The organism is Agrobacterium sp. SUL3 (assembly GCF_001263295.1).
GTDB lineage: Bacteria > Pseudomonadota > Alphaproteobacteria > Rhizobiales > Rhizobiaceae > Agrobacterium > Agrobacterium tomkonis.
In genome coordinates, this window is record NZ_KQ414510.1 from 100,238 (window position 1) to 123,473 (window position 23,236).

24 protein-coding genes are annotated in these 23,236 nt (G+C 58.3%); 10 read left to right on the top strand and 14 right to left on the bottom strand.

Annotation, left to right across the window (positions count from 1 at the left end):
- Window positions 1–73: 73 nt before the first annotated feature.
- The 8 genes from olsB to sppA all read right to left on the bottom strand — a co-directional run bounded on the left by olsB (window position 74) and on the right by sppA (window position 7,615).
- Window positions 74–955 carry a l-ornithine N(alpha)-acyltransferase gene (olsB, locus tag AKG12_RS20960; RefSeq protein ID WP_046799331.1) on the bottom strand — a complete coding sequence of 294 codons (882 nt, stop codon included), beginning with the start codon at window positions 953–955 and terminating at the stop codon, window positions 74–76.
- A gap of 97 nt (window positions 956–1,052) precedes the next feature.
- Window positions 1,053–3,296 carry a hybrid sensor histidine kinase/response regulator gene (locus AKG12_RS20965; protein ID WP_052820292.1) on the bottom strand — a complete coding sequence of 748 codons (2,244 nt, stop codon included), beginning with the start codon at window positions 3,294–3,296 and terminating at the stop codon, window positions 1,053–1,055.
- A 55-nt stretch (window positions 3,297–3,351) separates the two neighbouring features.
- Window positions 3,352–3,840, bottom strand: a complete 489-nt coding sequence (lspA, locus tag AKG12_RS20970) for a signal peptidase II (protein WP_046799329.1) — start codon at window positions 3,838–3,840, stop codon at window positions 3,352–3,354.
- On the bottom strand, window positions 3,840–4,700 hold the full coding sequence (locus AKG12_RS20975) for a TrmH family RNA methyltransferase (protein WP_046799328.1): 861 nt from the start codon (window positions 4,698–4,700) through the stop codon (window positions 3,840–3,842). Before AKG12_RS20975 ends, lspA begins: the two co-directional genes overlap by 1 nt.
- Window positions 4,697–5,830 carry a class I SAM-dependent rRNA methyltransferase gene (locus tag AKG12_RS20980; protein ID WP_052820293.1) on the bottom strand — a complete coding sequence of 378 codons (1,134 nt, stop codon included), beginning with the start codon at window positions 5,828–5,830 and terminating at the stop codon, window positions 4,697–4,699. The genes AKG12_RS20975 and AKG12_RS20980 overlap by 4 nt, the downstream gene beginning before the upstream one ends.
- A 92-nt stretch (window positions 5,831–5,922) precedes the next feature.
- On the bottom strand, window positions 5,923–6,264 hold the full coding sequence (locus AKG12_RS20985) for a LapA family protein (protein WP_046799326.1): 342 nt from the start codon (window positions 6,262–6,264) through the stop codon (window positions 5,923–5,925).
- Window positions 6,265–6,329: 65 nt separating this feature from the next.
- Entirely contained in the window at window positions 6,330–6,659 is a 330-nt protein-coding gene (locus AKG12_RS20990) for an integration host factor subunit beta (RefSeq protein WP_225245141.1), read from the bottom strand.
- 2 nt (window positions 6,660–6,661) lie between these two features.
- Complete coding sequence (sppA, locus tag AKG12_RS20995) at window positions 6,662–7,615, bottom strand: signal peptide peptidase SppA (RefSeq protein WP_046799324.1); 954 nt, start codon at window positions 7,613–7,615, stop codon at window positions 6,662–6,664.
- A 247-nt stretch (window positions 7,616–7,862) separates the two neighbouring features.
- On the opposite strand from sppA, the gene lptC reads away from it, so the two are divergent.
- From lptC to ptsN, 6 genes are all read left to right on the top strand, one after another.
- Window positions 7,863–8,528, top strand: coding sequence for an LPS export ABC transporter periplasmic protein LptC (gene lptC / locus AKG12_RS21000; protein WP_046799323.1), 666 nt, complete (start codon window positions 7,863–7,865; stop codon window positions 8,526–8,528).
- A gap of 13 nt (window positions 8,529–8,541) precedes the next feature.
- Window positions 8,542–9,105, top strand: coding sequence for an LptA/OstA family protein (locus AKG12_RS21005; protein ID WP_046799322.1), 564 nt, complete (start codon window positions 8,542–8,544; stop codon window positions 9,103–9,105).
- Window positions 9,106–9,138: 33 nt separating this feature from the next.
- Window positions 9,139–9,924 (top strand): LPS export ABC transporter ATP-binding protein, encoded by a 786-nt coding sequence (lptB, locus tag AKG12_RS21010; protein WP_052820294.1) that lies wholly within the window; start codon window positions 9,139–9,141, stop codon window positions 9,922–9,924.
- A gap of 153 nt (window positions 9,925–10,077) precedes the next feature.
- A complete protein-coding gene (rpoN, locus tag AKG12_RS21015; protein ID WP_046799320.1) occupies window positions 10,078–11,628 on the top strand; it encodes an RNA polymerase factor sigma-54 in 1,551 nt (516 codons plus the stop codon).
- A 234-nt stretch (window positions 11,629–11,862) separates the two neighbouring features.
- Entirely contained in the window at window positions 11,863–12,435 is a 573-nt protein-coding gene (gene hpf / locus AKG12_RS21020) for a ribosome hibernation-promoting factor, HPF/YfiA family (RefSeq protein WP_052820295.1), read from the top strand.
- 82 nt (window positions 12,436–12,517) lie between these two features.
- Entirely contained in the window at window positions 12,518–12,979 is a 462-nt protein-coding gene (gene ptsN / locus AKG12_RS21025) for a PTS IIA-like nitrogen regulatory protein PtsN (RefSeq protein ID WP_046799318.1), read from the top strand.
- 81 nt (window positions 12,980–13,060) lie between these two features.
- Here ptsN and grpE read toward each other — a convergent pair whose 3' ends face one another.
- Window positions 13,061–13,696 (bottom strand): nucleotide exchange factor GrpE, encoded by a 636-nt coding sequence (gene grpE / locus AKG12_RS21030; protein ID WP_046799317.1) that lies wholly within the window; start codon window positions 13,694–13,696, stop codon window positions 13,061–13,063.
- 113 nt (window positions 13,697–13,809) lie between these two features.
- Complete coding sequence (hrcA, locus tag AKG12_RS21035; RefSeq protein WP_052820296.1) at window positions 13,810–14,901, bottom strand: heat-inducible transcriptional repressor HrcA; 1,092 nt, start codon at window positions 14,899–14,901, stop codon at window positions 13,810–13,812.
- A 136-nt stretch (window positions 14,902–15,037) separates the two neighbouring features.
- On the opposite strand from hrcA, the gene rph reads away from it, so the two are divergent.
- From rph to hemW, 3 genes are read left to right on the top strand one after another with little or no spacing between them, the layout of a single operon-like run.
- Window positions 15,038–15,754, top strand: coding sequence for a ribonuclease PH (rph, locus tag AKG12_RS21040; RefSeq protein WP_046799315.1), 717 nt, complete (start codon window positions 15,038–15,040; stop codon window positions 15,752–15,754).
- 17 nt (window positions 15,755–15,771) lie between these two features.
- Window positions 15,772–16,416, top strand: coding sequence for an RdgB/HAM1 family non-canonical purine NTP pyrophosphatase (rdgB, locus tag AKG12_RS21045; protein WP_052820297.1), 645 nt, complete (start codon window positions 15,772–15,774; stop codon window positions 16,414–16,416).
- 5 nt (window positions 16,417–16,421) lie between these two features.
- Window positions 16,422–17,621 carry a radical SAM family heme chaperone HemW gene (hemW, locus tag AKG12_RS21050; protein WP_052820311.1) on the top strand — a complete coding sequence of 400 codons (1,200 nt, stop codon included), beginning with the start codon at window positions 16,422–16,424 and terminating at the stop codon, window positions 17,619–17,621.
- Window positions 17,622–17,694: 73 nt separating this feature from the next.
- Here the strand turns inward: hemW and dnaA are convergent, their stop codons facing one another.
- From dnaA to mutM, 4 genes are all read right to left on the bottom strand, one after another.
- Window positions 17,695–19,158, bottom strand: a complete 1,464-nt coding sequence (gene dnaA, locus AKG12_RS21055; protein WP_285277771.1) for a chromosomal replication initiator protein DnaA — start codon at window positions 19,156–19,158, stop codon at window positions 17,695–17,697.
- Between the two features lie 870 nt (window positions 19,159–20,028).
- A complete protein-coding gene (gene rpsT, locus AKG12_RS21060) occupies window positions 20,029–20,295 on the bottom strand; it encodes a 30S ribosomal protein S20 (protein ID WP_003493474.1) in 267 nt (88 codons plus the stop codon).
- A 295-nt stretch (window positions 20,296–20,590) separates the two neighbouring features.
- Window positions 20,591–21,364: an enoyl-CoA hydratase gene (locus tag AKG12_RS21065; protein ID WP_052820298.1), complete on the bottom strand. Its 774-nt coding sequence runs from the start codon at window positions 21,362–21,364 to the stop codon at window positions 20,591–20,593.
- A 47-nt stretch (window positions 21,365–21,411) separates the two neighbouring features.
- Window positions 21,412–22,308 (bottom strand): bifunctional DNA-formamidopyrimidine glycosylase/DNA-(apurinic or apyrimidinic site) lyase, encoded by an 897-nt coding sequence (mutM, locus tag AKG12_RS21070; RefSeq protein ID WP_052820299.1) that lies wholly within the window; start codon window positions 22,306–22,308, stop codon window positions 21,412–21,414.
- Between the two features lie 142 nt (window positions 22,309–22,450).
- Here mutM and ubiE point away from each other — a divergent pair, with 142 nt between their 5' ends.
- Window positions 22,451–23,227 carry a bifunctional demethylmenaquinone methyltransferase/2-methoxy-6-polyprenyl-1,4-benzoquinol methylase UbiE gene (gene ubiE / locus AKG12_RS21075; RefSeq protein WP_046799312.1) on the top strand — a complete coding sequence of 259 codons (777 nt, stop codon included), beginning with the start codon at window positions 22,451–22,453 and terminating at the stop codon, window positions 23,225–23,227.
- Window positions 23,228–23,236: the final 9 nt, after the last annotated feature.

Here is a 23,236-nt window from a genome sequence, read left to right on the forward strand (position 1 = left end):
ACTAGCGGGAATGTCCGCCCCAAGACAACACGCGCAGGCCCGCTGCCCACAGGAACATCCGGCAAAAAGCCGGTCAGCCGTTGATGCGCTCGGCCTCGCCGCCGTAATAGCTGATATAGCGACCGGCAATGGACGTGACAGGCAGAACCACCAGGACGTCTGTCGTATTGAAGGCATGGTCCACCACCGCGCCGGCACCGAACATGGCGCCCAGACGCATATAACCCTTGATCAGCGGCGGCATGGCATTCAGCGCCTTGCGGGTATTCAACGCTTCCGCCGGCATCAGGTCCATCTCGCGGTAAAGCTCGGGAAGTGCAGAAGCCTCCCACTCGCCCTTTGCAACGCAATTATGATGCAGGAAGGAGAGCGCCAGCGCATGGGTTTCCGGCTGCACGCCGGGGAAGGAGGCGCAGCCGATCATGGCATCCATGCGATGTTTTACCGCATAAGCCCAATTACCCTGCCACAGAAGCTCGACCGTGCGCTTGGTGCGATATTCGGGCAGCACGCAGGAGCGGCCAAGCTCCATGAAACGTTTGCCCGGATGGCGCGCAACCAGCCCGGCAATGTCGAATTCGCTGGCGGAATAAAAACCATTATTGGCGAGCGCCGTTTCCTGGCGCAGCAGACGGTAGGTGCCGACGATCTGGTCCTCGCTGTCACCTTCGATCGCCTTGTCCAGTACGAGCAGGTGGTCGCAGACACTGTCCCAGGCGTCGATGTCGCGCTTGCGCCGCATCGCGTCCGCGGGAAGGCGCGCATTCATTTCCTCAACGAAAACCTTGTAACGCACGGATTGCGCGGCATCGATCTCGCGCTCATTTCTCGCGAGCCGGGTTTCCAATGTACCGATACGACCGAAAAGACCCTCATTACCCTGAGTCGACTCAGGACGTGGGGGAATGACAACATTGTTTTCACAAATGTCGTGATTGAAGATTTCGGCAACCATGGGGAATCGCTCCGCCACCAAAGAATTTTCCTGTCATAAATCACTAATTGACGACAGAATAGTGACAAAATGAAGCCAGCGCGAGTCTGTCAAGCTATTATGGGGAAAGGCGTTTCGCCTCCAGCATACGACGGATTTCCTCGACCAGCTGTCTTGGGTCGGTTGGCTTGGCCAAAACCTTGGCCGCACCGGCTTTTAGCAGGATTTCGGCCGTGTCGGCACGTGCATCGCCACTGAGCACGATGACGGGAATATTTCTCTCACCCTCCAACGTGCCGAGAAGTTCTGGCAGCACCTCAAGCCCCTCGCCACCCGGCATATTGAGATCCGAGATGATGAGGTGGGGCAAACGGGCAGCACCCGGCGCCAAAGACTGACGTAGCGCCTGAAAATCATCGACGGCACGAACGATATAGCCGCTCTTCTCCAGGACCGCCCGGATGATGCGCGCATTGACGGCATCATCCTCTGCCACGAGAATATCGACGCCACTTGCCCCTTCCTTCAGCCGAGATGAAAAGCCCACATCGGGGTGGTTGTCGTTCAGCGCGTCACGGCGCTCTATGCCGCGCAGGCGGCCACAGAGGACGTCGATCAGTGATTTTTCGCGCAGCGGCCGGATCAGCCAGGCGTCGAAGGAGACATGCATGGTCGAAGGCCGCTCCTCCGGGCTTACCAGCAGCGTACGGCGAATATTCTGCTGCGGCCAGTCCTTCAGGGCATCCCTGAACAGGAGTGAAACGCGCCGGTCGACGATAATATCGGTGAGATCGGCGCCGAAGTCAGCTGCCCCATCCTGGAACCTTTGCAAATCTTCCGGCTGATGGACGAGAACACATTTACCGCCAAAGGCCTCTATTGCCTCCATCGTCACCGCTGCGGCCACCCCCTTTGGCGCAATGAGCAGGACATTCGTGTGTTGCAGGCAGTGGCGCCGGCCCGGATCCGGCATTGCAGCAGGCGCGCCGCCCGGACGGAACGAAAGCGTGAAGATGCTGCCCCTGCCCCTGTGGCTCGAAACCGTGAGGCTGCCGCCGAATTCCCGCACGATGCGGGCGGAAATCGCAAGCCCTAGGCCCGTGCCGGCGCTTCGCTGCGACATCGGCCCTGCCTGCTCGAATTCACCGAAGATACGGGCCTGTTCTCTCTCGCTCATGCCCGGACCGGTATCCTCAACCGTCATCTGCAATTCGCCCTCGACCATGCACGCCCGGATGACAACCCCACCCTCTCGGGTGAATTTGACGGCGTTTCCGAGAAGATTGAACAGAACCTGCCGCAGTCTTGCCGGATCGAAATCGAGATAATCGGGCACGTCAGGGCTGACGAAGGAGGTGATTTCAATCCCTTTTTCGTGGGCGCGGTGCGCCAGCATCTCGACAATGCTCTCGATCAACCGCCGCAGGTTTTCCGCCCGAGGATTGAGCTTGAAGCGGCCCGCCTCCATGGTCGAATAATCCAGCAGATCCTCAACGAGCTGCACCAGCGACTGGCCGGACTGCTTCATGCCGTCAAGATAATTACGCTGCTCTTCGTTGATCTTCGTTTGTGACAGCAGATGATTCATGCCGAGCATGCCGGAAAGCGGCAGGCGGATTTCATGGCTTACCGTGGCAAGCAGCCTCGCCTTTTCCGCATCGGCCTTTTCGGCGCGTAAGCGGGCGTCTTCCCTTTCGGCAAGCGCAAGCCGCTCTTCCGTCACGTCTCTGGCGATGCTGCTGATGAGAAGACGGCTGCTGGCCAGATCGCGGGTTACCACATCATGCCAGGAGAAGATGCGCTGTCCGAAAGGGGTGGCGATCTCCACGTCATAGGCGTGAACCTTGTCGCCCGGACGGAAGGCAATGCCGATTTCCTCACAACTCAACCCTTCAGGGGCCGAGCATCCCGTCATTTCGCGAAAGATCCTGTTTGCTTCGACGATGCGCCGATCCAGATTGCGGATGACGACGATATCACCCATGGACTCCTGCATCTCGGCGATCAGCGAGCGGTTCTGCGTCTGCCGCAGACGAACATCCAAATCGTCGGCCAGCGCAACTTTAAGTGGGACGGTTTTGCCGAACAGCGCGTAGAAAAGGACACCGACGAGCATGACGCCAAAGAAGGATGCGAGGGCAACGGTGACCGCATAGGGCACTGCAAGCGCAATCAGCGCGGCGGAAAATGCACCAACCGACAACGAAATGGCAACGTATAGGGAAATCGGCCCTGAGCCGATCTCGTGTTCCGCGCCGGCATGCTGCCTTGTTGCGTCGATACGATCCCCCGGCTGCACCGCTACAGGCGCCAGCCCGAGGCCGTCTGAAACTTTTTCCCGAAGTTTTGCCAGTTCGCTCATATGCAACCGCTACCACGGCAGCGGTTTTGATATGTTTGGTGGAAACCCTAAAATTTTACTTTTTAGCCGCCCGGGCGTGCAGAAATTCGTCAAGAATGACGCAGGCCGCACCAATGGTTATGAAACTGTCAGCCAGATTGAAAACGGCGAAGGACCATGTCTGCGTATGAAACAGGATGTAATCGATGACGTGTCCATAGAGAAAACGGTCGAGAAGATTGCCGGCAGCACCCGCGATGATGAAGGCAAAGCCGAGATGGGCGAAGGTGCGGTCCGCCGCCGTCTTGCGCCATAGCCACAGCACGAAAACAACGATAACGAGCCGCATGCTGACGATGAACCAGCCCTGCATGTCCGACAGCATCGAAAATGCGACGCCGAGATTATAGGTGCGGTAAAGCGCCAGAAACGGAATGACTGGCACCATCTCCTGCAATGGCAGATAGGCTTCAACCAGTTGTTTGACGATCTGGTCCAGCACGAGCGCGGCGACGATCAGCGCGAAAGCCGGGCCGAATTTCGAAAACAGTGCCGCTTTGGCCATTACTTCACCGGTGCCAGTTCGAGGAGATGTCGCCGTGCTTCGAAAAGCATCACGGCGGTTGCGATGGCCAGATTGAGGCTGTCGGCACGACCCTGCTGGGGGATGCGCGCCAGTTGATCCGCCTTGCCAGCCAGTTCCGGCGGCAGGCCGGATTGCTCGTTACCCATCAAAAGCACGACCGGCTTGCCGGCATAGTCGATCTTTCGATAATCCACGGAACCCGAGAGATGGGTGGCGACGACGCTGACCTGCGCCGATTTCTTCCAGGACAGGAATTCTTCAACCGAGGCGCGAGCCACCGGCATGGCGAAAACCGAACCCATGGTGGCGCGAACTGTTTCCAGCGAGAAGGGATCGGTGCAGTCGCCGACCAGAATGACGCCCGAGGCGCCAGCCGCATCGGCGGTGCGGATGATGGTGCCGAGATTGCCGGGATCACGCACTCGGTCGAGCGCGATATAGGTCTCGCCCTTTTCCGGGCGAATATCCCTGAGCGAGGCCCATTTCTGTTCGAAAATGCCGACGACCATTTGCGGATTGTCGCGGCGGGTGATTGAAGCAATAACCTTTTCGCTGACTTCGAGCACCAGACCGCCTGACGCGACGGTCTTTACCGCGGCCTGCTCCACCAGCGGCTTGCCCTTGGCGGCCTTGGCATAAACCAGCGTCTTGATCGTCCAGCCCAGTTCGAGGGCATCGATGACCAGCTTCAGGCCTTCCGCCATGAAGGTACCGGTCTCTTCCCTGCCCTTTTTCTGGGTGAGCGCCTTGATATCCTTGATGATGGGATTGGCAAGGCTGGTCACTTCCTTGACCTGGCCAACCCGGCGCGTCGTGTTTTCGCGCATATCCTTCATCATTTCGGCTCCCAGCGACTGAACAGCGATGTGGAAAGCACCCGGCCCGGCGTCTTGCCGTCAAGCCCTGCCTCACGAATGACGAGTTCCCCTGACGCGACGACGCCACCGGCGCCGCGCATGGTCTCGCGCATCAACTCGTGCATCGAATAAAAACTGGCCCTGATGGAATAGGCCGTCAGCACCAGGCCGAGCGCCTTGGGTGAGAGGATTTCCCGGCAGATATCCAGCATCAGCGGCAGATGGTCGAACAATTGCCAGACCTCGCCATGGGTGCCGCGGCCGAATTTCGGCGGGTCGGTAAGAATGATGTCATAGGTGCTGCCGCGACGCTCCTCACGCTGGATGAACTTCATCGCATCTTCGCAAATCCATCGGATCGGCGCCTGTTCAAGCCCGGCAAGCGCCTGATTTTCCTTGGCCCAGCCAATCGCTTTCTTGGAGGCATCGACATGGGTGACTTCAGCCCCCGCAGAGGCCGCAACCAGCGAGGCGACGCCGGTGTAACCGAACAGGTTCAGCACTTTCAGCGGCCGGTCAGCCGTCTCGACGGCATGTTTCAGCCATTCCCAGTGGACGATCTGTTCCGGGAAGACGCCGACGTGACGGAAGGCCGTGAAGCGGCCCAGAAATTCAACGCCGAGCAGGGACAAGGGCCAGGTTTCGCCGAGCGCCGTCTTCGGAAAGCGCCAACGGCCCATGCCGTCCTCATCCGTATCGCCGCTGAAAATGGCGTCGGCATTCTGCCACACCCGGTCAGGAACCGACGGTTGCCACAAGGCCTGCGCCTCGGGACGGACGACGCGGTAGTCGCCATATTGTTCGAGCTTCAGGCCATTGCCGCTGTCGATCAGGTGAAAATCGCCCGCACCGCTCGATTCCAGAATGACCGGAACCCGTTCTGCGGGACGTTCCCCGGTGCGCTGCTTGAGGGGCCGTGCAGGCGCCTGCTCAACCGCCGGTGCGGCAGCAACCTTTTCCTTCGGTTCAGGTTTCGGCACGCTGCGAACCGCGTCGGGTTCGCGCTTTTTCGGTGCTGCTTCCGCGCGTCGCGCCGGCCTTGCGGCATGAACCTGTTTTTTCTCGCTCCCGGCCCGTGCACGATTGCCCGGCCGGCTGTCTTTTTTCTTCAATGGAAATCTTTCCGCTTCTGCCCGCGTCTTATGGCGCAGCAAATAGCATTCCGCACGCCGCTCGACTAGAGCCGGAACGACTGTCGGCTATATCACTTTGCCGGGAGTTGCCCCGCATTCGGAAGCTGCGCGGCTGCAGTCGCCTTCTGGCGGTTCGCCTCGTCATGCCAGCGAACGGCTTCCCTGGCTTCGATACGGGCGCGTTTGCGATGTTTGCCCTGCGCAAACCATGTGGCTGCCGATCCCAACAGCACGCCAGCAATGACGGCCAGAAACAGGAATACAAAGAACGGCGCGGTGAAGGACAGAACGCCGTCATCCGGACGGAAGGGATTGAGTGCGAGCGTCACGGCCTGACGGTTGGCCACGCACAGGATGACGAGGATAATCGCCAGCGGAAGCAGGATGATGAGGTTGATGATTTTTTTCGACATCCGACATTACTCCATCGCTGCGGGGTTCCGCCGGCTCCGTTTCCGGCATCCTGCGTCCGGGACGATCAATCGTCCTCTTCTTCGTCACCCATTCCGGGGTTCAGGCGCTCACGCAGCTCCTTGCCCGTCTTGAAGAAAGGCACCCATTTTTCCTCGACGAAAACCGATTCGCCCGTGCGCGGGTTCCGCCCCGAACGTGAAGGTCGGTTTTTCACCGAAAATGCGCCGAAACCACGAAGCTCGACACGATTTCCACCCGCCAGGGCATCGGTGATTTCATCCAGCACCGCATTGACGATGTTTTCCACGTCACGGTGATAAAGGTGCGGGTTACGCGCAGCAACGATCTGCACCAGTTCAGATTTGATCACGGTTGCCCCCTGAAAGAATTGGATTTTTAACGTGGCCCAACCTGCCAAACGGAAACAAGACCGTCAAGAAACAACTTGTCCGCACCGAGCTGGCCGGGTCCCGCAAAGGGAATTAAATCGTCATATCCCAGAAACTTCGCTATTTGCGCAACACTGAAAAACGAAAAAGGCGAGCGGGACGACGGCGCGCGCCATTCGACGATCGGCAAATCCTTGGCGACACCGTGTGTTTCGAGATAGCCGCGGATTTCCTTTTCGCCACCGAGCGTATCAACCAGCTTATTGGCGAGCGCCTGCCTGCCGGTGAAAATCGATCCATCCGCCAGTTTCAGCACATCCTCACGCGGCAGCTTGCGACGATCGGCCACAAGGTCGACAAACCAGCCATAGCTGTCCATCACCATGGCGCGGATCATGGTCTTTGCCTCTTCAGGCGCTTCGTGGAATGGCGAAGGTTCCGCCTTCAACGGGGAGGACTTGATTTCCTGCAGCGAGACCCCGAGCTTGTCCATCAGCTGGCCGACCTGGGGATATTGAAAAATCACGCCGATCGAACCGGTGATCGAGGTTTCCCCCGCGACGATGACATCGCCGGCCGAAGCGATCATGTAACCGGCGGAGGCGGCCAGAGTGCGGACGTCGGAAACGACCGGCTTCTTTTCCGCAACGCCGCGAATAGCCTTGAAGATGCGCTCACCGCCATAGGTGGTGCCGCCCGGCGAGGATATCGACACGATCAGCCCTTTGACATTGTCGCTCTTGGCGATCTTGTCGAGCCGTTCCAGGAGTTCTGTATTGTCCTGGATCAGGCCGGAAATCTCGACGCGGGCGATATGGGGCTTGGCGCTTTGCTGCGGCTCGGTCCAGAAAAACCGGTAAAGGCCGAAAATACCGACGACAAACAGCAAAACAGCGGCAATCCGCCAGAAAGTCAGCTTGCGGCGCAATCGCCTGCGATCCGCTATCGCCATATTATCCATCGAAAACCTCTGCCATCCGGCCTTTGACGCCACGTGTGCTTCACGGCCATATGGTTCTTCTAGCGCGAAGCCGCAAGGAAACAATAAGGAAACCAGAATTACGATAAAATTCGCATTTCCCTTGCACCTTTCCAGACAAAAACCATATTGGCAGGACAAAGCACTCGTGCCAAACACATTAAGATAAACATACAAGCTTCAATTGCGCGCCAAAAATGGCGCCCAGGAAGTTTCCGGACCCACTCTTATGCTTGAACGACTCCGCGAACCCGCGCCAGCATTTCCGCTGCCCAATGACCAGAACGGCGCTTATGAGCGCGCTCTGCGACATTCCGCGCGCGTGAAGCGGTTGAAAATCATCCTGCCGCTCAGCGCAGCGGTGATTTCGCTCGCCTTCATCGCCGTTTCGCTCATCCGCACCTGGGCGCCCGACGAGGTTTCGCTGGAAAGCGCAAGGATCGAAGACGGCAAGATCGTGATGGAAAAACCTGCCGTTGCCGGCCGCAACGAGAAGGGGATCGATTATTCCATGAACGCCGACCGTGCGTTGCAGGATATCGCCAATCCCAACCTGATGACGCTGGAGAAAGTTCTGGCCGCAGTGCCTGTCAATGACAGCGTCGCACAGGTGATCGCCAAGGAAGGCATTTTCGACCGGGCCACCAATACGCTGAAGATGACGGCACCTTTTGACATCAATCTCAGCAATGGCATACAAGCGAAGTTCCAGTCTGCGGATGTTGATTTGAAGGCCGGAAAAATGAGCAGCAAAGAGCCCGTTTCGATCAAAACAAACGACGGTGCCATTGTTGCGCAATCGATTGATATCGCCGATAATGGCAAAACGATTACATTTTCGGGGCAGGTACGGGCACGTATCGCTGCATCCAATATCAAAAATGAAGCCAAGTGAGAGCCCGGTCCAGATGATGCAAGTTTCCCGTCCCGTTTCCCTTGGCAGATCCGCAGGCGTTGCAGCCGCAGGTCTTGTTTTCTCCTGTCTCGCAACCGTGGCTTTCGCCCAGAGCACCACCAGCAATATGCAGGGTGTAAAGCTCTCCAGCGACCAGCCGATCGCAATTGAAAGCGACCAGCTTGAAATCCGGGATCAGGAGCGCAAGGCCTATTTCACCGGAAACGTGAAAGTTGTGCAGGGCACGACCACCCTTCAGGCCGGCAAGATGACGGTCAACTACAAGGGCGAGGGTTCCTCGCTCACCAGCGGTGACGCCAATATCGAAAAAATCTTCGTCGATAATAATGTCTATCTGACGTCCGAGACCCAGAAGGCCACGGCCGATCACGGCGAATTCGACATGGCGGCGCAGACCTTTATCCTTACGGGCAAGCAGGTCGTTCTGTCCGAGGGCACCAATGTCTTCACCGGCTGCAAGCTCACTGTCTTGATGAATTCGGGACAGGCGAAGCTTGAAAGCTGCGGCGGCCCCGTTCGGATCATGCTCGATCCGAAATCGCAGAAAAAACAGTAGTCTCACCTCGTGAAGATACCTTCGATCTCAAAAATGTTTGGCGGTGGGCGCAACCCATCCGTGGAAGCGGCATCACAGGCCGACAAGGCCCGTTATGAAGGCACGCTGATCGCGCATGGTCTGACGAAGACCTATAATACGCGCCGGGTGGTCAACGGCGTGTCGCTTGTCGTGCGCCGCGGCGAAGCCGTGGGGCTGCTGGGTCCGAATGGCGCCGGCAAGACAACCTGTTTTTACATGATCACGGGCCTCGTACCCGTCGATAGCGGCAAGATCGCCATCAATGGCAACGATGTGACCGGCATGCCGATGTACAGGCGTGCGCGCCTCGGCGTCGGATATCTGCCGCAGGAAGCCTCGATTTTTCGCGGACTGACGGTCGAGGAAAACATCCGCGCCGTGCTTGAAGTCCACGAACCGGACAGTGCCAAACGGAACCGCAAGCTCGATGAGCTGCTGGAAGAGTTCCACATTGCCCAGCTGCGCAAGTCGCCGGCAGTCGCTCTGTCGGGCGGTGAACGCCGTCGCCTTGAGATCGCCCGCGCTCTGGCGACCGATCCGACTTTCATGCTGCTGGACGAGCCTTTTGCCGGTGTTGATCCCATTTCGGTCAGCGACATCCAGAATCTCGTCAGACACCTGACCGCACGCGGGATTGGTGTTCTCATCACCGACCACAATGTCCGCGAAACGCTCGGCCTCATCGACCGTGCCTATATCATCCATGCCGGTGAGGTTCTGACCCACGGTCGCGCGGACGATATCGTCAACAATCCGGACGTACGCCGGCTCTACCTCGGCAATAATTTCAGCCTTTAAACTTGCGGGCGCGAAAGATTCTTCATCGCGCCCCGCGCCGACGCTTGACCAAACAAGATAAAAAAGCAATTTTTGGGCCAAGTTTCTTTGCCTTCTCAAAATTTATGAAAACTGTGGCAATGGAGAAGCTGTAAGGGGAGTTTCGCGTCCGCTATGGCATTGTCTGCCAGCCTTTTGCTGCGTCAAAACCAGTCTCTCGTCATGACACCGCAACTGATGCAGTCCATCCAGCTGCTTCAGATGACGCATTTCGAGCTGACGCAGTTTATTGCGCAGGAGGTGGAGCGTAATCCGCTGCTGGAAATTGCGGCAAACGACGGCGATTTGGGCAGTGACATCCCTGATACTGCGGATAATTTCGGCGATGCCGACGGCGAAGCTTCGGATAAAAACCCTACGGTAACGGCCGACAGCGACGACTGGTACGGCGACCGCGCCGCAAATCTCGGCGAACAACTCGATACCAGCTTCGAAAATGTCTTCCCTGATGATGCCGAGCCCAGAAAGGCCGATGCGCCCGAACTGGCAAGCCAGTGGAAATCCATGCCCGGGCAGGAATCCGGCGAAAGCTATGATCTTGACGATTTCGTCGCCGCGAAACAGAGCCTTGGTGACCATCTCAGTCAGCAATTACCGCTGGCCATATCCTCCACCGAGGACCGCATGATCGCCGATGCGCTGATCGGCCAGCTCGACGAAACCGGATATATCGCAGCGGATGCCGTCGATGATGTCGCCGACCGGCTGGGAACAGCGCCGGCGGCGGTGGAGCATGTTTTAAAGACCCTTCAGGGCTTCGATCCTCCGGGCGTGTTTTCCCGTTCCTTGAGCGAATGTCTGGCAATCCAGCTCGCCCAGAGGGATCGGCTCGATCCGGCAATGCGGGCCTTGATCGACAATCTGGAGCTTCTGGCCAAGCGCGACTTCGCGTCCCTGAAAAAACTCTGCGGGGTCGATGAAGAGGATCTTCTCGACATGCTGGCGGAAATCCGGACGCTCAATCCGCGTCCCGGCGCGGGTTATGATTCGACCGTTTCGGAGACGATCGTCCCTGATATCATCGTTCGAGCCTCCTCATCCGGCGGCTGGCTTGTGGAGATAAATCCCGAAACCCTGCCGCGCGTGCTCATCAACCAGAGCTACTTTGCCGAGGTTTCGAAACACAAGGCGCGCGCAGGAGAGGACCAGGATTTCCTCTCCGAATGCATGCAGACCGCTCACTGGCTGACCCGCAGCCTCGACCAGCGCGCCCGGACGATCATGAAGGTAGCGACCGAGATCGTGCGCCAGCAGGACGCCTTTCTCGTCAATGGTGTCGATCATCTGCGCCCGCTGAACCTCAAGACGGTGGCCGACGCCATCAAGATGCACGAATCCACCGTCAGCCGGGTGACATCGAAGAAATACATGCTGACGCCGCGCGGGCTGTTCGAACTCAAATATTTCTTCAGCGTCTCGATCAGCGCGGTTGAAGGCGGCGACAGCCATTCGGCGGAAGCGGTGCGTCACCGCATCAAGACCATGATCGCACAGGAGGCCGCCGAGGCGGTGCTTTCCGATGACGACATCGTCGACAATCTGAAAAAGAGCGGGGTTGATCTCGCCCGCCGCACTGTCGCCAAATATCGTGAGGCGATGAACATCCCCTCCTCCGTCCAGAGACGCCGCGAAAAGAAGGCGCTCGCGAGGTTGTCAGTCTTCTGAGCGGTGCGCGTGATCACGTTTGGAGCGCTTTTTTGCCGCACCATTGACTCTTATCACGCCAGGGGCTAGAAGCCCGCCGCACACGTAAGCAAGGTCATTTGTAACGGATTCATCTCCACCGTCCATGGGCGTAAAATTCGAATGGAGGCTTTTTAAGGTCTTCGAAACGCTTGGATGCGCGCGCGGCTTGACGTAAGCTGGTACTCGCAAATCACTACAAAAAGGAAAATTTCCATGAGTGTGCGTGTATCTGGTAAACATATGGAGATCGGTGAATCTTTCCGTCAGCGGATTGAGGACAATATAGGTCTGGCAGTTACCAAATACTTCGATGGGGGGTATTCAGGCCAGGTAACCGTGGAGAAGTCGGGATCGCGTTTTGCCGCCGACTGCAAGCTGCATCTCGATACGGGCATTGTATTGCATGCGGCGGGTCAGGCAAATGATCCGCAGGCAAGCTTCGATGCCGCCGCAGAGCGGATCGAGAAGCGCCTGCGTCGCTACAAGCGCAAGCTGAAGGACCATCACAACGGTTCGAATGGCGTGTCGCAGGAAATCGCCTATACGGTGATGGATGCTGTTCCCGATGAGGACCATGAGGTTCCCGAGGATTACGCACCCACCATCGTCGCGGAGAGTTCGAAACAGATAAAGACAATGTCCGTTGCCAGCGCCGTGATGGCGCTCGACATGACGGACGAACCGGTTCTGCTATTCCGCAGCCCGGGCAAGGAATATCTCAACATCGTCTACCGACGTCATGACGGCAATATTGGCTGGATCGACGCGGAAACGATCAAGAGCTGAACAGTCTGACAAGACGTGGGAGGCAGAACGCGAAAGCGTCTCTGCCTCCTGCATCGTCTCGATGGCATGAAGGAAAAAGAGAATGGCGTTGGCAGATTTGCTGCAACAAGATGCGATTATTCCCGCCCTCAAGGTGAATTCCAAAAAGCAATTGCTTCAGGAGCTGGCCGCAAAGGCAGCCAGAATTACCGGAGTCTCGGAACGGGAAGTTTTCGACGTCATCCTCCAGCGTGAAAAGCTCGGCTCCACTGGCGTCGGCCATGGCATCGCCATTCCGCATGGCAAGCTCGCCAGCATTCATCAGATCACGGGCGTCTTCGCGCGTCTTGAAACACCGGTCGATTTCGAAGCGCTGGACGACCAGCCGGTCGATCTGGTTTTCCTTTTGCTTGCGCCTGAGGGCGCCGGTGCGGATCACTTGAAGGCACTGTCTCGAATTGCGCGCGCCCTGCGCGACCCTGAACTGGTGGCCAAGCTGCGCGCCACCGATTCCGACACGGCAATCTATGCTTTTCTCAATCAGGAACAGGCGACGGCGGCATGATCCGTCGCCACTGATCTCAGGTTTTCATGACAATAAAAAACGCGCCTCAAGGGCGCGTTTTTTATTGCGGGAAGAAATGCCTCAGGCATCCTTTTCATTGAGAGAGGCCGTGCCAGGCTCTGCCGATGCAGCAGTTTCCGCCTTCGGGCCACCCTTGGCGACGCCGACCATGGCGGGGCGCAGGACGCGGTCACCGATGGTGAAACCGGCCTGAATAACCTGAAGCACAGTGTTGTTCGGAACTGCCGGGTTGGGAATTTCGAACATGGCCTGGTGGAAGTTCGGATCGAACTTCTGGCCCTCGGCGTCGATCTTCTTGACGCCATGGCGCTCGAGCGTCGACAACATCGAACGTTCGGTCATCTCGACGCCTTCGATCAGGCCATTGAGACCGGCTTCGCCATTGGTCTTGAGCTCATCGGGAATAGCCTCAAGCGCGCGGCGAAGATTGTCGGAAACGGCGAGCATGTCGCGCGCAAAGCCGGCCAGCGAATAGGCCTTGGCGTCCTTGACGTCGCGCTCGGTGCGGCGGCGAAGATTGTCCATTTCGGCGGCAAGGCGCAGAAACTTGTCGCGCAGATCGGCATTTTCAGCCTTCAGCAGCTCGACCGGATCGGGTTCGGCGGCATCAGTCGGCTCTTCGCCGGCGAGCGCGGGATCGAGAAACTCTTCGGCGATGTCCGCGTCAGGTCCGGGCTTTTTTGTATCGTCGGTCATGACGTTCTCCAAATTTGAGTATTGTTGGTTGCGCCCGATATCGAGCTTTGGCGGGCAAAAATCAAGGCTTGCGGCGAAAAGCTTGCCGCATTCTCTGACCTTGCGGGCTTGTCCTATCTTTGCTTCCGGGAAAGGCGGGCCATGATCTGGGCGGTATAATCGACCATGGGAACGATACGGGCGTAATTCAGCCGCGTCGGCCCGATGACACCGACCGCACCCACGACACGGTTGTCATCATCGCGATAGGGCGCAACGATGAGAGATGAACCGGACAGCGAAAAGAGCTTGTTTTCCGAGCCAATGAAAATCCTCACACCCGAGCCGCTTTCCGCAAGGTTGAGGATTTCGATGAGATTTTCCTTGCGCTCCAGATCATCGAACAGCAGGCGTACACGATCAATGTCTTCTTCGCCGGCCAGCCCTTCGAGCAGGTTGGAACGTCCGCGAACGATGAGGCGGCCGAGCTTGCCCTCCTCATTGTCACCCGCCCAGACGGCAAGGCCGCGTTCGATGAGATCCTGCGCCAGCGTGCCGAGTTCCGATTGCAGCTCCGCCCGCTGCGTCTGAAACTGGCCGCGCAATTCCTGCAACGTCTGACCGGAGAGATGGGCATTGATGAAATTGGCCGCCTCGGTCAATTGCGACGAGGAAATACCGGCCGGCAATTCGATGATGCGGTTTTCGACCTGATTGTGGTCCCCCACCAGCACCGCAAGCGCCTTGGTGGGTTCCAGCCGAATGAACTCGACATGTTTGAGGATGACATCGTTCTTGGCCGTCAGCACGAGGCCGGCGCCGCGCGACATGCCCGACAGCATGCGGCTCGCTTCCGTCAGCAGCCCTTCCAGCGATTGTTCGTGGCCGGCGACCGGCCCGATCTGCCGGTCGATATTCGCCCGCTCGTCGGCAGGCAGATCACCCACCTGCATGAAGGCATCGACAAAGAAACGCAGCCCCGTCTGGGTGGGCAGGCGCCCGGCGCTGATATGTGGCGAATAGATGAGGCCCAGTTCCTCGAGATCGCTCATGACGTTACGCACGGAGGCCGGCGAAAGCGACATCGGCAGCAGCCGCGACAGGCTGCGCGATCCCAGGGGTTCGCCAGTGTCGAGATAGCCTTCGACGATGCGCCGGAAAATTTCCCGCGACCGTTCATCCAGCAGCGATGCCTGATCTTTTGAAAGCGGTGCTGAAAAACCCATCTCGTCCGTTCTTTGTCACCCAAATCTACTCTGGGCCAATATAATGCGTCGCGCCGCTGCGGCAAAATGGAAATTGGCTTTGCAAAAGCCCGGAGCGCACCTTAGAAGGCAGGAACCAACATGGAGAGTGGATCATATGCGGCCTTCAGGCAGAAAAACCGATCAGATGCGCAAGGTTTCCTTCGAGCGCAATTTCTCGAAGCATGCCGAAGGCTCCTGTCTGGTCAAATTCGGCGACACGCATGTGCTCGTCACCGCAAGCCTTGAAGAAAAGACGCCGCCGTGGCTGCGCAACAGTGGCAAGGGCTGGGTCACCGCCGAATACGGCATGCTGCCGCGCTCTACCCATGAGCGCATGAAGCGCGAAGCCGCCGCTGGCAAGCAGGGTGGGCGCACGCAGGAAATCCAGCGCCTCATCGGCCGCTCGCTCCGCGCCGTCGTTGATCTGCAGGCGCTCGGGGAGCGCCAGATCAGCATCGACTGCGACGTCATCCAGGCGGACGGCGGCACACGCACCGCCTCCATCACCGGCGCATGGATTGCCCTGCATGATTGCCTGAAGTGGATGGAAACCCGCAACATGATCAAGGTCGAGAAGGTTCTAAAAGACCATATCGCCGCGATCTCCTGCGGCATCTTCGCCAAGCAGCCGGTGATCGATCTCGACTATCTGGAAGACTCTTCCGCCGAGACCGACGCGAATTTTGTCATCACCGGCTCCGGCGGTATCGTTGAAGTTCAGGGAACGGCGGAAGGCGCGCCCTTCTCCGAAGAAGAATTCCTGACGCTGCTTGGCCTTGCCAAGGCAGGCTGCAGCGAGCTGGTCGCCCTTCAGAAGCAGGCAATCGCCTGAGCCGACAGGAAACCATGATGCGCAAGCTCGATACCAGAACGATCGTCGTCGCCAGCCACAACAAGGGCAAGATCGCCGAAATCGCCGATCTGATCGGACCTTTCGGCTTTTCCGCCAAATCGGCCGCCGAGCTGAATTTCGCAGAGCCGGATGAGACGGGTACGACCTTTGAGGACAATGCCGCCATCAAGGCGCTTGCCTCCGCCAAGGCATCCGGCCTGCCGGCCCTGTCCGACGATTCCGGCCTTGTCATCGACGCGCTGGACGGTGCACCGGGTGTCTACACCGCCAATTGGGCGGAGACGGCCGACGGCACGCGCGATTTCGCCATGGCAATGCAAAAGGTTGAAGATGCGCTTGCCGAAAGCGGCGCATCGAAAGCCGAGGATCGCACGGGCCGCTTCGTCAGCGTATTGTGCCTTGCCTGGCCGGACGGTCATGTCGAGTATTTCCGTGGCGAGGTGGAAGGCACCGTGGTGTGGCCGCCGCGCGGAACGAGCGGCTTCGGTTACGATCCGATCTTCAAACCGGAGGGTTATGACACCACATTCGGCGAGATGACGGCCGATGCGAAACATGGCTGGAAACATGGTGACGCGTTTGCGCTGTCGCACCGCGCGCGCGCCTTTAAAAAATTCGTAGAAACCTGCCTGGAGGCATGAACCCGATGGTCGGGGAGCATCATTTTTCTGCCCCCGGCGCATCGCTTCTGCCGGATACGGGCGATCCCGGTTTCGGGATCTATCTGCATTGGCCCTTCTGCGCGGCCAAATGTCCCTATTGCGATTTCAACAGCCACGTCCGCCACCGGCCGGTGGATCAGGAGCGGTTTACCACGGCCTTCCTGCGTGAAATGGAGCATATGCGGGCACTCAGCGGTCCGCGGGTCGTCACCAGCATTTTCATGGGCGGCGGCACGCCATCGCTGATGGACCCGCAGACGGTTGCAGCCATTCTGGATGGCGTCGCACGTTTCTGGCACGTTCCAGATGGTATCGAGATTACCATGGAAGCCAATCCTTCCAGCGTCGAGGCGGAACGGTTTCGCGGTTATCGCGCGGCGGGCGTCAACCGCGTCTCGCTTGGCGTGCAGGCACTGAACGACCGGGACCTGAAGTTCCTCGGCCGCCTGCATGATGTCGCCGATGCCCTGAAAGCCATCCGGCTGGCGCGGGAAATCTTTCCGCGCATGTCCTTCGATCTGATCTATGCCCGCCCCAAGCAAACGGTGGCCGAATGGGATGCCGAACTGAAAGAGGCGGTTTCCTATGCGGTCGACCATTTGTCGCTCTACCAGCTGACCATCGAGGAAGGCACGCCCTTTTATGGGCTGCACAAGGCCGGCAAGCTCATCGTGCCTGACGGTGAGCATTCAGCCGTGCTTTATGAGGCGACGCAGGAAATCACCGAGCGTTACGGCATGCCGGCCTATGAGGTTTCCAACCATGCCCGCCCCGGCGCCGAAAGCCGCCATAACCTCACCTACTGGCGTTATGGCGATTATGCCGGCATCGGCCCCGGCGCGCATGGGCGTTTGACCAGAGGCGCCTCCAAGCTCGCCACCGCCACCGAGCGGCACCCCGAGACCTGGCTCGAGACTGTCGAGCGAGAAGGCCATGGCATGGTCGATCAGGAAATGCTGGGCGTCGACGAGCAGGCCGACGAATTGCTGCTGATGGGGCTTCGTCTGCGCGAAGGCATCGATCTGGCCCGCTGGAGCGATCTATCCGGCCGCGATCTCGACCCGGAGAAGGAGGAATTCCTTCTGCAGCACGGTTTCGTGGAAAGGCTCGGCAATTCGCGCCTGCGCTGCACGCCTTCGGGCATGCTTATTCTGGATGCCGTGGTCGCCGATCTCGCGTGCTGACCGGCAGCACGGCCTGCCCTCAACCAATCTAGAATTGAGAAGCCAAAAAAAAGCGGCCCGGAGGCCGCTTTTTTCATGCGTTGTTTTCGTTGATCAGGCGTTTCAGCAGCTCAACCTCGTGGCCGAGCTTGGTATCGCCGGAAATCAGTTCCTCGATCTTGCGCACCGCGTGGAGAACCGTGGTGTGGTCGCGACCGCCAAAACGGCGACCGATCTCGGGGAAGGAGCGCGGCGTCAGCATCTTAGCCAGATACATGGCGATCTGGCGCGGCTTGACGATGACACGGGTGCGGCGGTTGGACACCAGCTCCTGTCGCGACACATTATAGTGTCTGGCGACGATGCGCTGAATATCCTCGATGCGCACGCGCTTGGTTTCACCGCTTCCTACGAGGTGCGACAGCAGCTCGTCAACACGGTCAACCGAGAGGTTCGGCTCAAAAGAGCGCCGGAACATCAGCTGGTTGAAGGCGCCTTCAAGCTCGCGTCCGCTTGCCGTCACGCTTTTGGCCACGTGGGTCAGGATTTCGTCCGAAATCTCGAAAGACGGGTCGTCCTGGCGCGCCGAACCCATACGACGGTTGAGCATTTCGTAACGCATGTCGTAATCGGGACCTTCGATCTCGATCGCCATGCCGCCCTGAAGACGGGACCGCACACGCGGATCGAGCGATTCCAGCTCCCACGGTGCACGATCGGCCGCAACCACGACCTGCTTGGCGCTGTCGAGCAGCATGTTCAGCAGGTGGCAGAATTCGTGCTGGATCATCTTGCCCTGCAGGAACTGCATGTCGTCGATGACGAGCAGATCGATATTGCGCAACGTGTCTTTCAGCGTCAGCGCATCATTGTCGCGGATCGCAGTCGCAAAACGCCACATGAAATATTCAGCCGTCAGATAGACCACGCGCGGATTGCGCGGGCTGTCGATGGCGGCATTGGCAATGGCCTGCAGAAGATGCGTCTTGCCGAGACCAACACCCGCATGGATGAACAGCGGGTTGAAGCGCACGGCGCCGGCGCCGGCTTCGGCGATCGTCTTTGCCGCCGCAAGTGCGACACGGTTGGACGAGCCTTCGACAAACGTATCGAAGGTGAAGCGCGTATCCAGCGGCGAACCGAACAACGGCCCGGAACCGCCCTGACGCAGGGTCGCCTGCGCTGCCGCAGGCTGTACGGCAGGTGCTGTCGCGGGCTGCGACGGAATGAAGGACTTGTTGCGCGGCGCCGCACCGACTTCAGGTGCGGGCTGCACCCGTTCGTCAGCCTGCGCCGGTCGAACCGGACGGCTGGCCGAGCGGACAAGAATCTCCACCTTCAACACATCCGGATCCTCGCTCTGGACGAGGTTGGTGATCAGATCCATGTAACGGTTGTTGATCCAGGACTTCAGAAAGGTCGTCGGAACGGTGAAGCGGACGACGCTTGTCGAAACGGTATGGAGTTTAAGCCGTGCAAACCAGCTTGCATAGACTTCCGGACCAACCTGTGCCTTGAGCCGCGCGCTAAAACGCTCAAACAGCGCATCGTGCTTCATTGCCGATTTGTCCCCTGCCGCATCAGAGCAAGCTGCATCACATGCCTTCGGTGCGCGGTCCCCATCAGCCACCGCACCCATCGCCAAATTCAATTGCATATTGCCGCCTTTCAAATTGCCAATCATAGCCTGACGATCAAAAATCGATCGCCAGAGATCCCCCTCGTATTATTCCTGCCTTCAGCGCTCCCCTCGAAAGAGCATCAAAGGCTACTACTTGTTTGCGAGCCGGTTATCCCATTTCCCTCCCCCTCATGGAGAGGCCTGCGACACGCTAAAGACGCTCCTTTCGCCACAACCCTAAGGCGTATGCTTGAGGACAAAAAACCCCTGCCCGTTCCGAGACCGAAACGGCGCAAAAAGCTCCATGACCTGAGAAAACGGACCTCGAAAGACCCGCCAGCAAGAAGGTGAATATCGTCGATACGATCATCGAGATAATCTGTGGACTGAGATCCGCACCCCTTGTTGGAATGCATTTAGGCAGGATCGTGGGGAGAGATCAATGGCGTTTTTTCTGCAAAAACTCAGATCGGCCATTGACTCACAAAGGCCGTTTTGCATCACGGGCAAGGCCCGAAGCAGAATCGCTTATGAATCAATGAGATTCAATTTTGGCAATTTTAGAGAGCCTGTTTTGGCAAAAAAATAAAAATCTTCTTGACTCAAAACTCGTCACGACTTCCGTAGAGAAAGCTTCCCATTTTCCGAGAGACCTCCGGCAAGTCATTGTTTTTATTTAATATTTCCTGTCGTCCATCTGACACGCGTTTGTCACGTTACGGCAGGAATGATTAACAGGCGGTTAGAATCACAAAAAGCCCGGTCAAAAGACCAGGCTTTTTGAATAGTTATTTGTGATTAGCCGGATTAGGCCGAAAGAGCCTTAACGCGCTGAGCGAGACGCGACACCTTGCGGGATGCGGTGTTGCCGTGCAGAACGCCGCGGGTCGCTGCGCGCTGGATCTCGGGCTGAGCAGCCTTCAGAGCTTCGGTGGCAACAGCCAGATCGCCGGAAGCGATTGCTTCCTCGACCTTGCGAATGAAGCCGCGAACGCGCGAACGGCGAGCCTTGTTGACTGCGGTACGGCGAGCGATCTTGCGGGTCGCCTTTTTCGCCGAAGTTGTATTGGCCATGTATGCCTCTCTTCGAATTCAAACCAAATTCCGCAACCAGAGGATCGGGTCGTTCAACGACCTCACTTAACCCAAGAATGCGGGAGTAATTTCGGACAAGCCGGATGGCTTTCCTTAACCGTGGGCGGGCATATACCGCTAAAGCGCACGCCCGTCAACGCGCAAATGGCGGAAAACGCCGATATTCCGACTCGTTAGAGCCGCGGAGACAAAAACGGAATCCTTTCGCCGCTCTAATTTTTATTCAGGCATCGGATGATCCGAAAACCGCGTTACACTTTTCGGTCCGATGCCCCTAGCGATTCCGGAAAACCGGTTTGCGTTTTTCGATGAAGGCCGCCATGCCCTCCTTCTGATCCGCCGTTGCAAAGAGAGACTGAAATGAGCGCCTTTCATATCTGAGGCCTTCCGCGAGCGACACCTCGAAGGAGCGATTGACGCTTTCCTTGGCCATAAGAACCGAGGCACGCGACAGCGAAGCGATGCGGGTCGCAGCCTCTACCGCCTCCTCCATCAGATTTGCGGAGGGCACGATGCGCGAGACGAGACCGGCACGCTCGGCCTCTGCCGCATCCATCATGCGGCCGGTCAGAACCAGATCCATGGCCTTTGCCTTGCCCACCGACCGCGTCAGCCGCTGGGAGCCACCCATGCCCGGAATGACGCCGAGGGTGATCTCCGGCTGGCCGAACTTCGCCGTTTCCGAAGCGATGATGAAATCGCACATCATCGCCAGCTCGCAGCCACCACCGAGCGCAAAACCGGAAACGGCGGCGATGACCGGCTTCCTCGTCGACGCGACCTCGTCCCAGCCACCGAGAAAATCACCGACATAGGCATCGACAAAATCCAGCCCCTGCATCTCCTTGATGTCGGCGCCTGCGGCAAATGCCTTTTCCGAGCCGGTAATGATGATCGCACCGATGGAATCATCGGTGGAGAATGAAGAGAGAATGTGCCGCAACTCTTTCAGGAGCACCGAGTTAAGGGCGTTGAGCGCTTTGGGGCGGTTGAGCGTGATGACGCCCACCTCATCACGCTTCTCGACCAGTATCGTTTCATAATCCACGGCAATCTCCCCTTCTCCGTTATTCCGGCCCATTACTCTTGGCTCAGTCACTTCTGGCAGGCGGCGCAATAAAAGGTCGAACGACCGGCCTGTACCACTCTCTCAACCGTACCCCCGCAGCCGGGTGTCCGGCAAGGCTGGCCTTCCTGATCGTAGACCGAAAAGGAATGCTGGAAATAACCGAGCGTGCCGTCCGTCTGTATATGGTCGCGCAGTGAGGAGCCGCCGGCGGCGATCGCGTCCGCGATCACGTCACGGATTTTTTCCGTGAGATCGGTGAGCTGCGCTTTGGGTTTGCCTGATGTCGTCACCAGCGTTCCCGCTGCCCGCAAAGGAGAAAGATGAGCGCGCCACAGCGCCTCACAGACATAGATATTGCCGAGGCCGGCAATGACCTTCTGATCCAGCAGCGTGCCTTTCAAGGGTTGGCTCTTGCCCTCAAACCGGCTCGCCAGATAATCGGCGCTCAATGCATTGCCTGTTGGCTCCGGCCCGAGCTCCGCAAAAGCCGGATAGAGATCGAGCTTGTTGCGCTCCACCAGATGCATGAAGCCGAAACGGCGCGGATCATTATAGATGACGCAGACGCGCTCTTCTCCCTTATCCAGATGAAAGACGACATGGTCGTGCTTCCCATCCTTTGAGCGGGCATGATGAAACGCGCCGGGCGTATTGCCGGCTTCATCCGCCTCCGCCTCGATACGGAACGAGCCGGACATGCCGAGATGGGCGATGATCGTCAGCCCGTCCTCCAGTTCGATCAAAAGATATTTCGCCCGGCGTCCAAGCGATATGATCGCTTTGCCTTCGATCAGCGCCGCGAAATCCTCGGGGAACGGAAAACGCAGATCGGGGCGGCCAAGGTGGAGTTTGCGAACCCTTGCCCCTTCCATGGCGGGGGCGAGGCCGCGTCTGACAGTTTCGACTTCTGGCAATTCTGGCATCTGGCTTATCCGGCAGTTTATCGTTAGGACCATGTGGTCTATACAATGCACGCGAAATGTCGCGCCCAGGCGATGCGGCAACAGATAGCGTCGCCATGGCGTTTCCGCTATGGTCCGCCACGCAATAATATGGAGACAGACGATGACCGACGCCCGTACGACCGCAGAAGGCGGCATGGAAACGTCCTATGGCTTCCACAAGGTGGACGAAGGCAAAAAGCAGGGGCTGGTCAACGAGGTCTTCCACAAGGTGGCCAAGCGCTACGACATCATGAACGACGTGATGTCGGCGGGCCTGCACCGGCTGTGGAAGGACGCCATGGTCTCTTCGCTTTCGCCGCGCAAGGATGCCTCCTACAGGGTTCTGGACGTGGCGGGTGGCACCGGCGACATCGCGTTTCGCATTGTGGAGGCCTCCAACCGTCTGGCGCACGCCACCGTTCTCGACATCAACGGCTCGATGCTGGCGGTCGGCGAGGAACGCGCGGCAAAAAAGAAGCTTTCCGACAATCTGACCTTCGTTGAGGCCAATGCCGAAGAACTGCCCTTCGAGGCGAATACATTCGACGCCTATACGGTCGCATTCGGCATTCGCAATGTGCCGCGCATCGATGTCGCGCTGAAGGAAGCCCATCGCGTGCTGAAACGCGGCGGACGATTGCTGGTTCTGGAATTTTCAGAAGTCGAAATGCCGCTGCTCGATCGCGTCTATGACGCCTGGTCGTTCAATGCCATTCCGCAATTCGGCAAGATGATCACCGGCGACGCCGAACCCTATCAATATCTGGTCGAGTCGATCCGCAAATTCCCCAATCAGGAGGATTTCGCGGCGATGATCCGCACCGCCGGCTTCTCCCGTGTGTCCTACACCAACTACACCGGCGGCATCGCCGCCCTGCATTCCGGCTGGAAGCTTTAAGAGCATGGC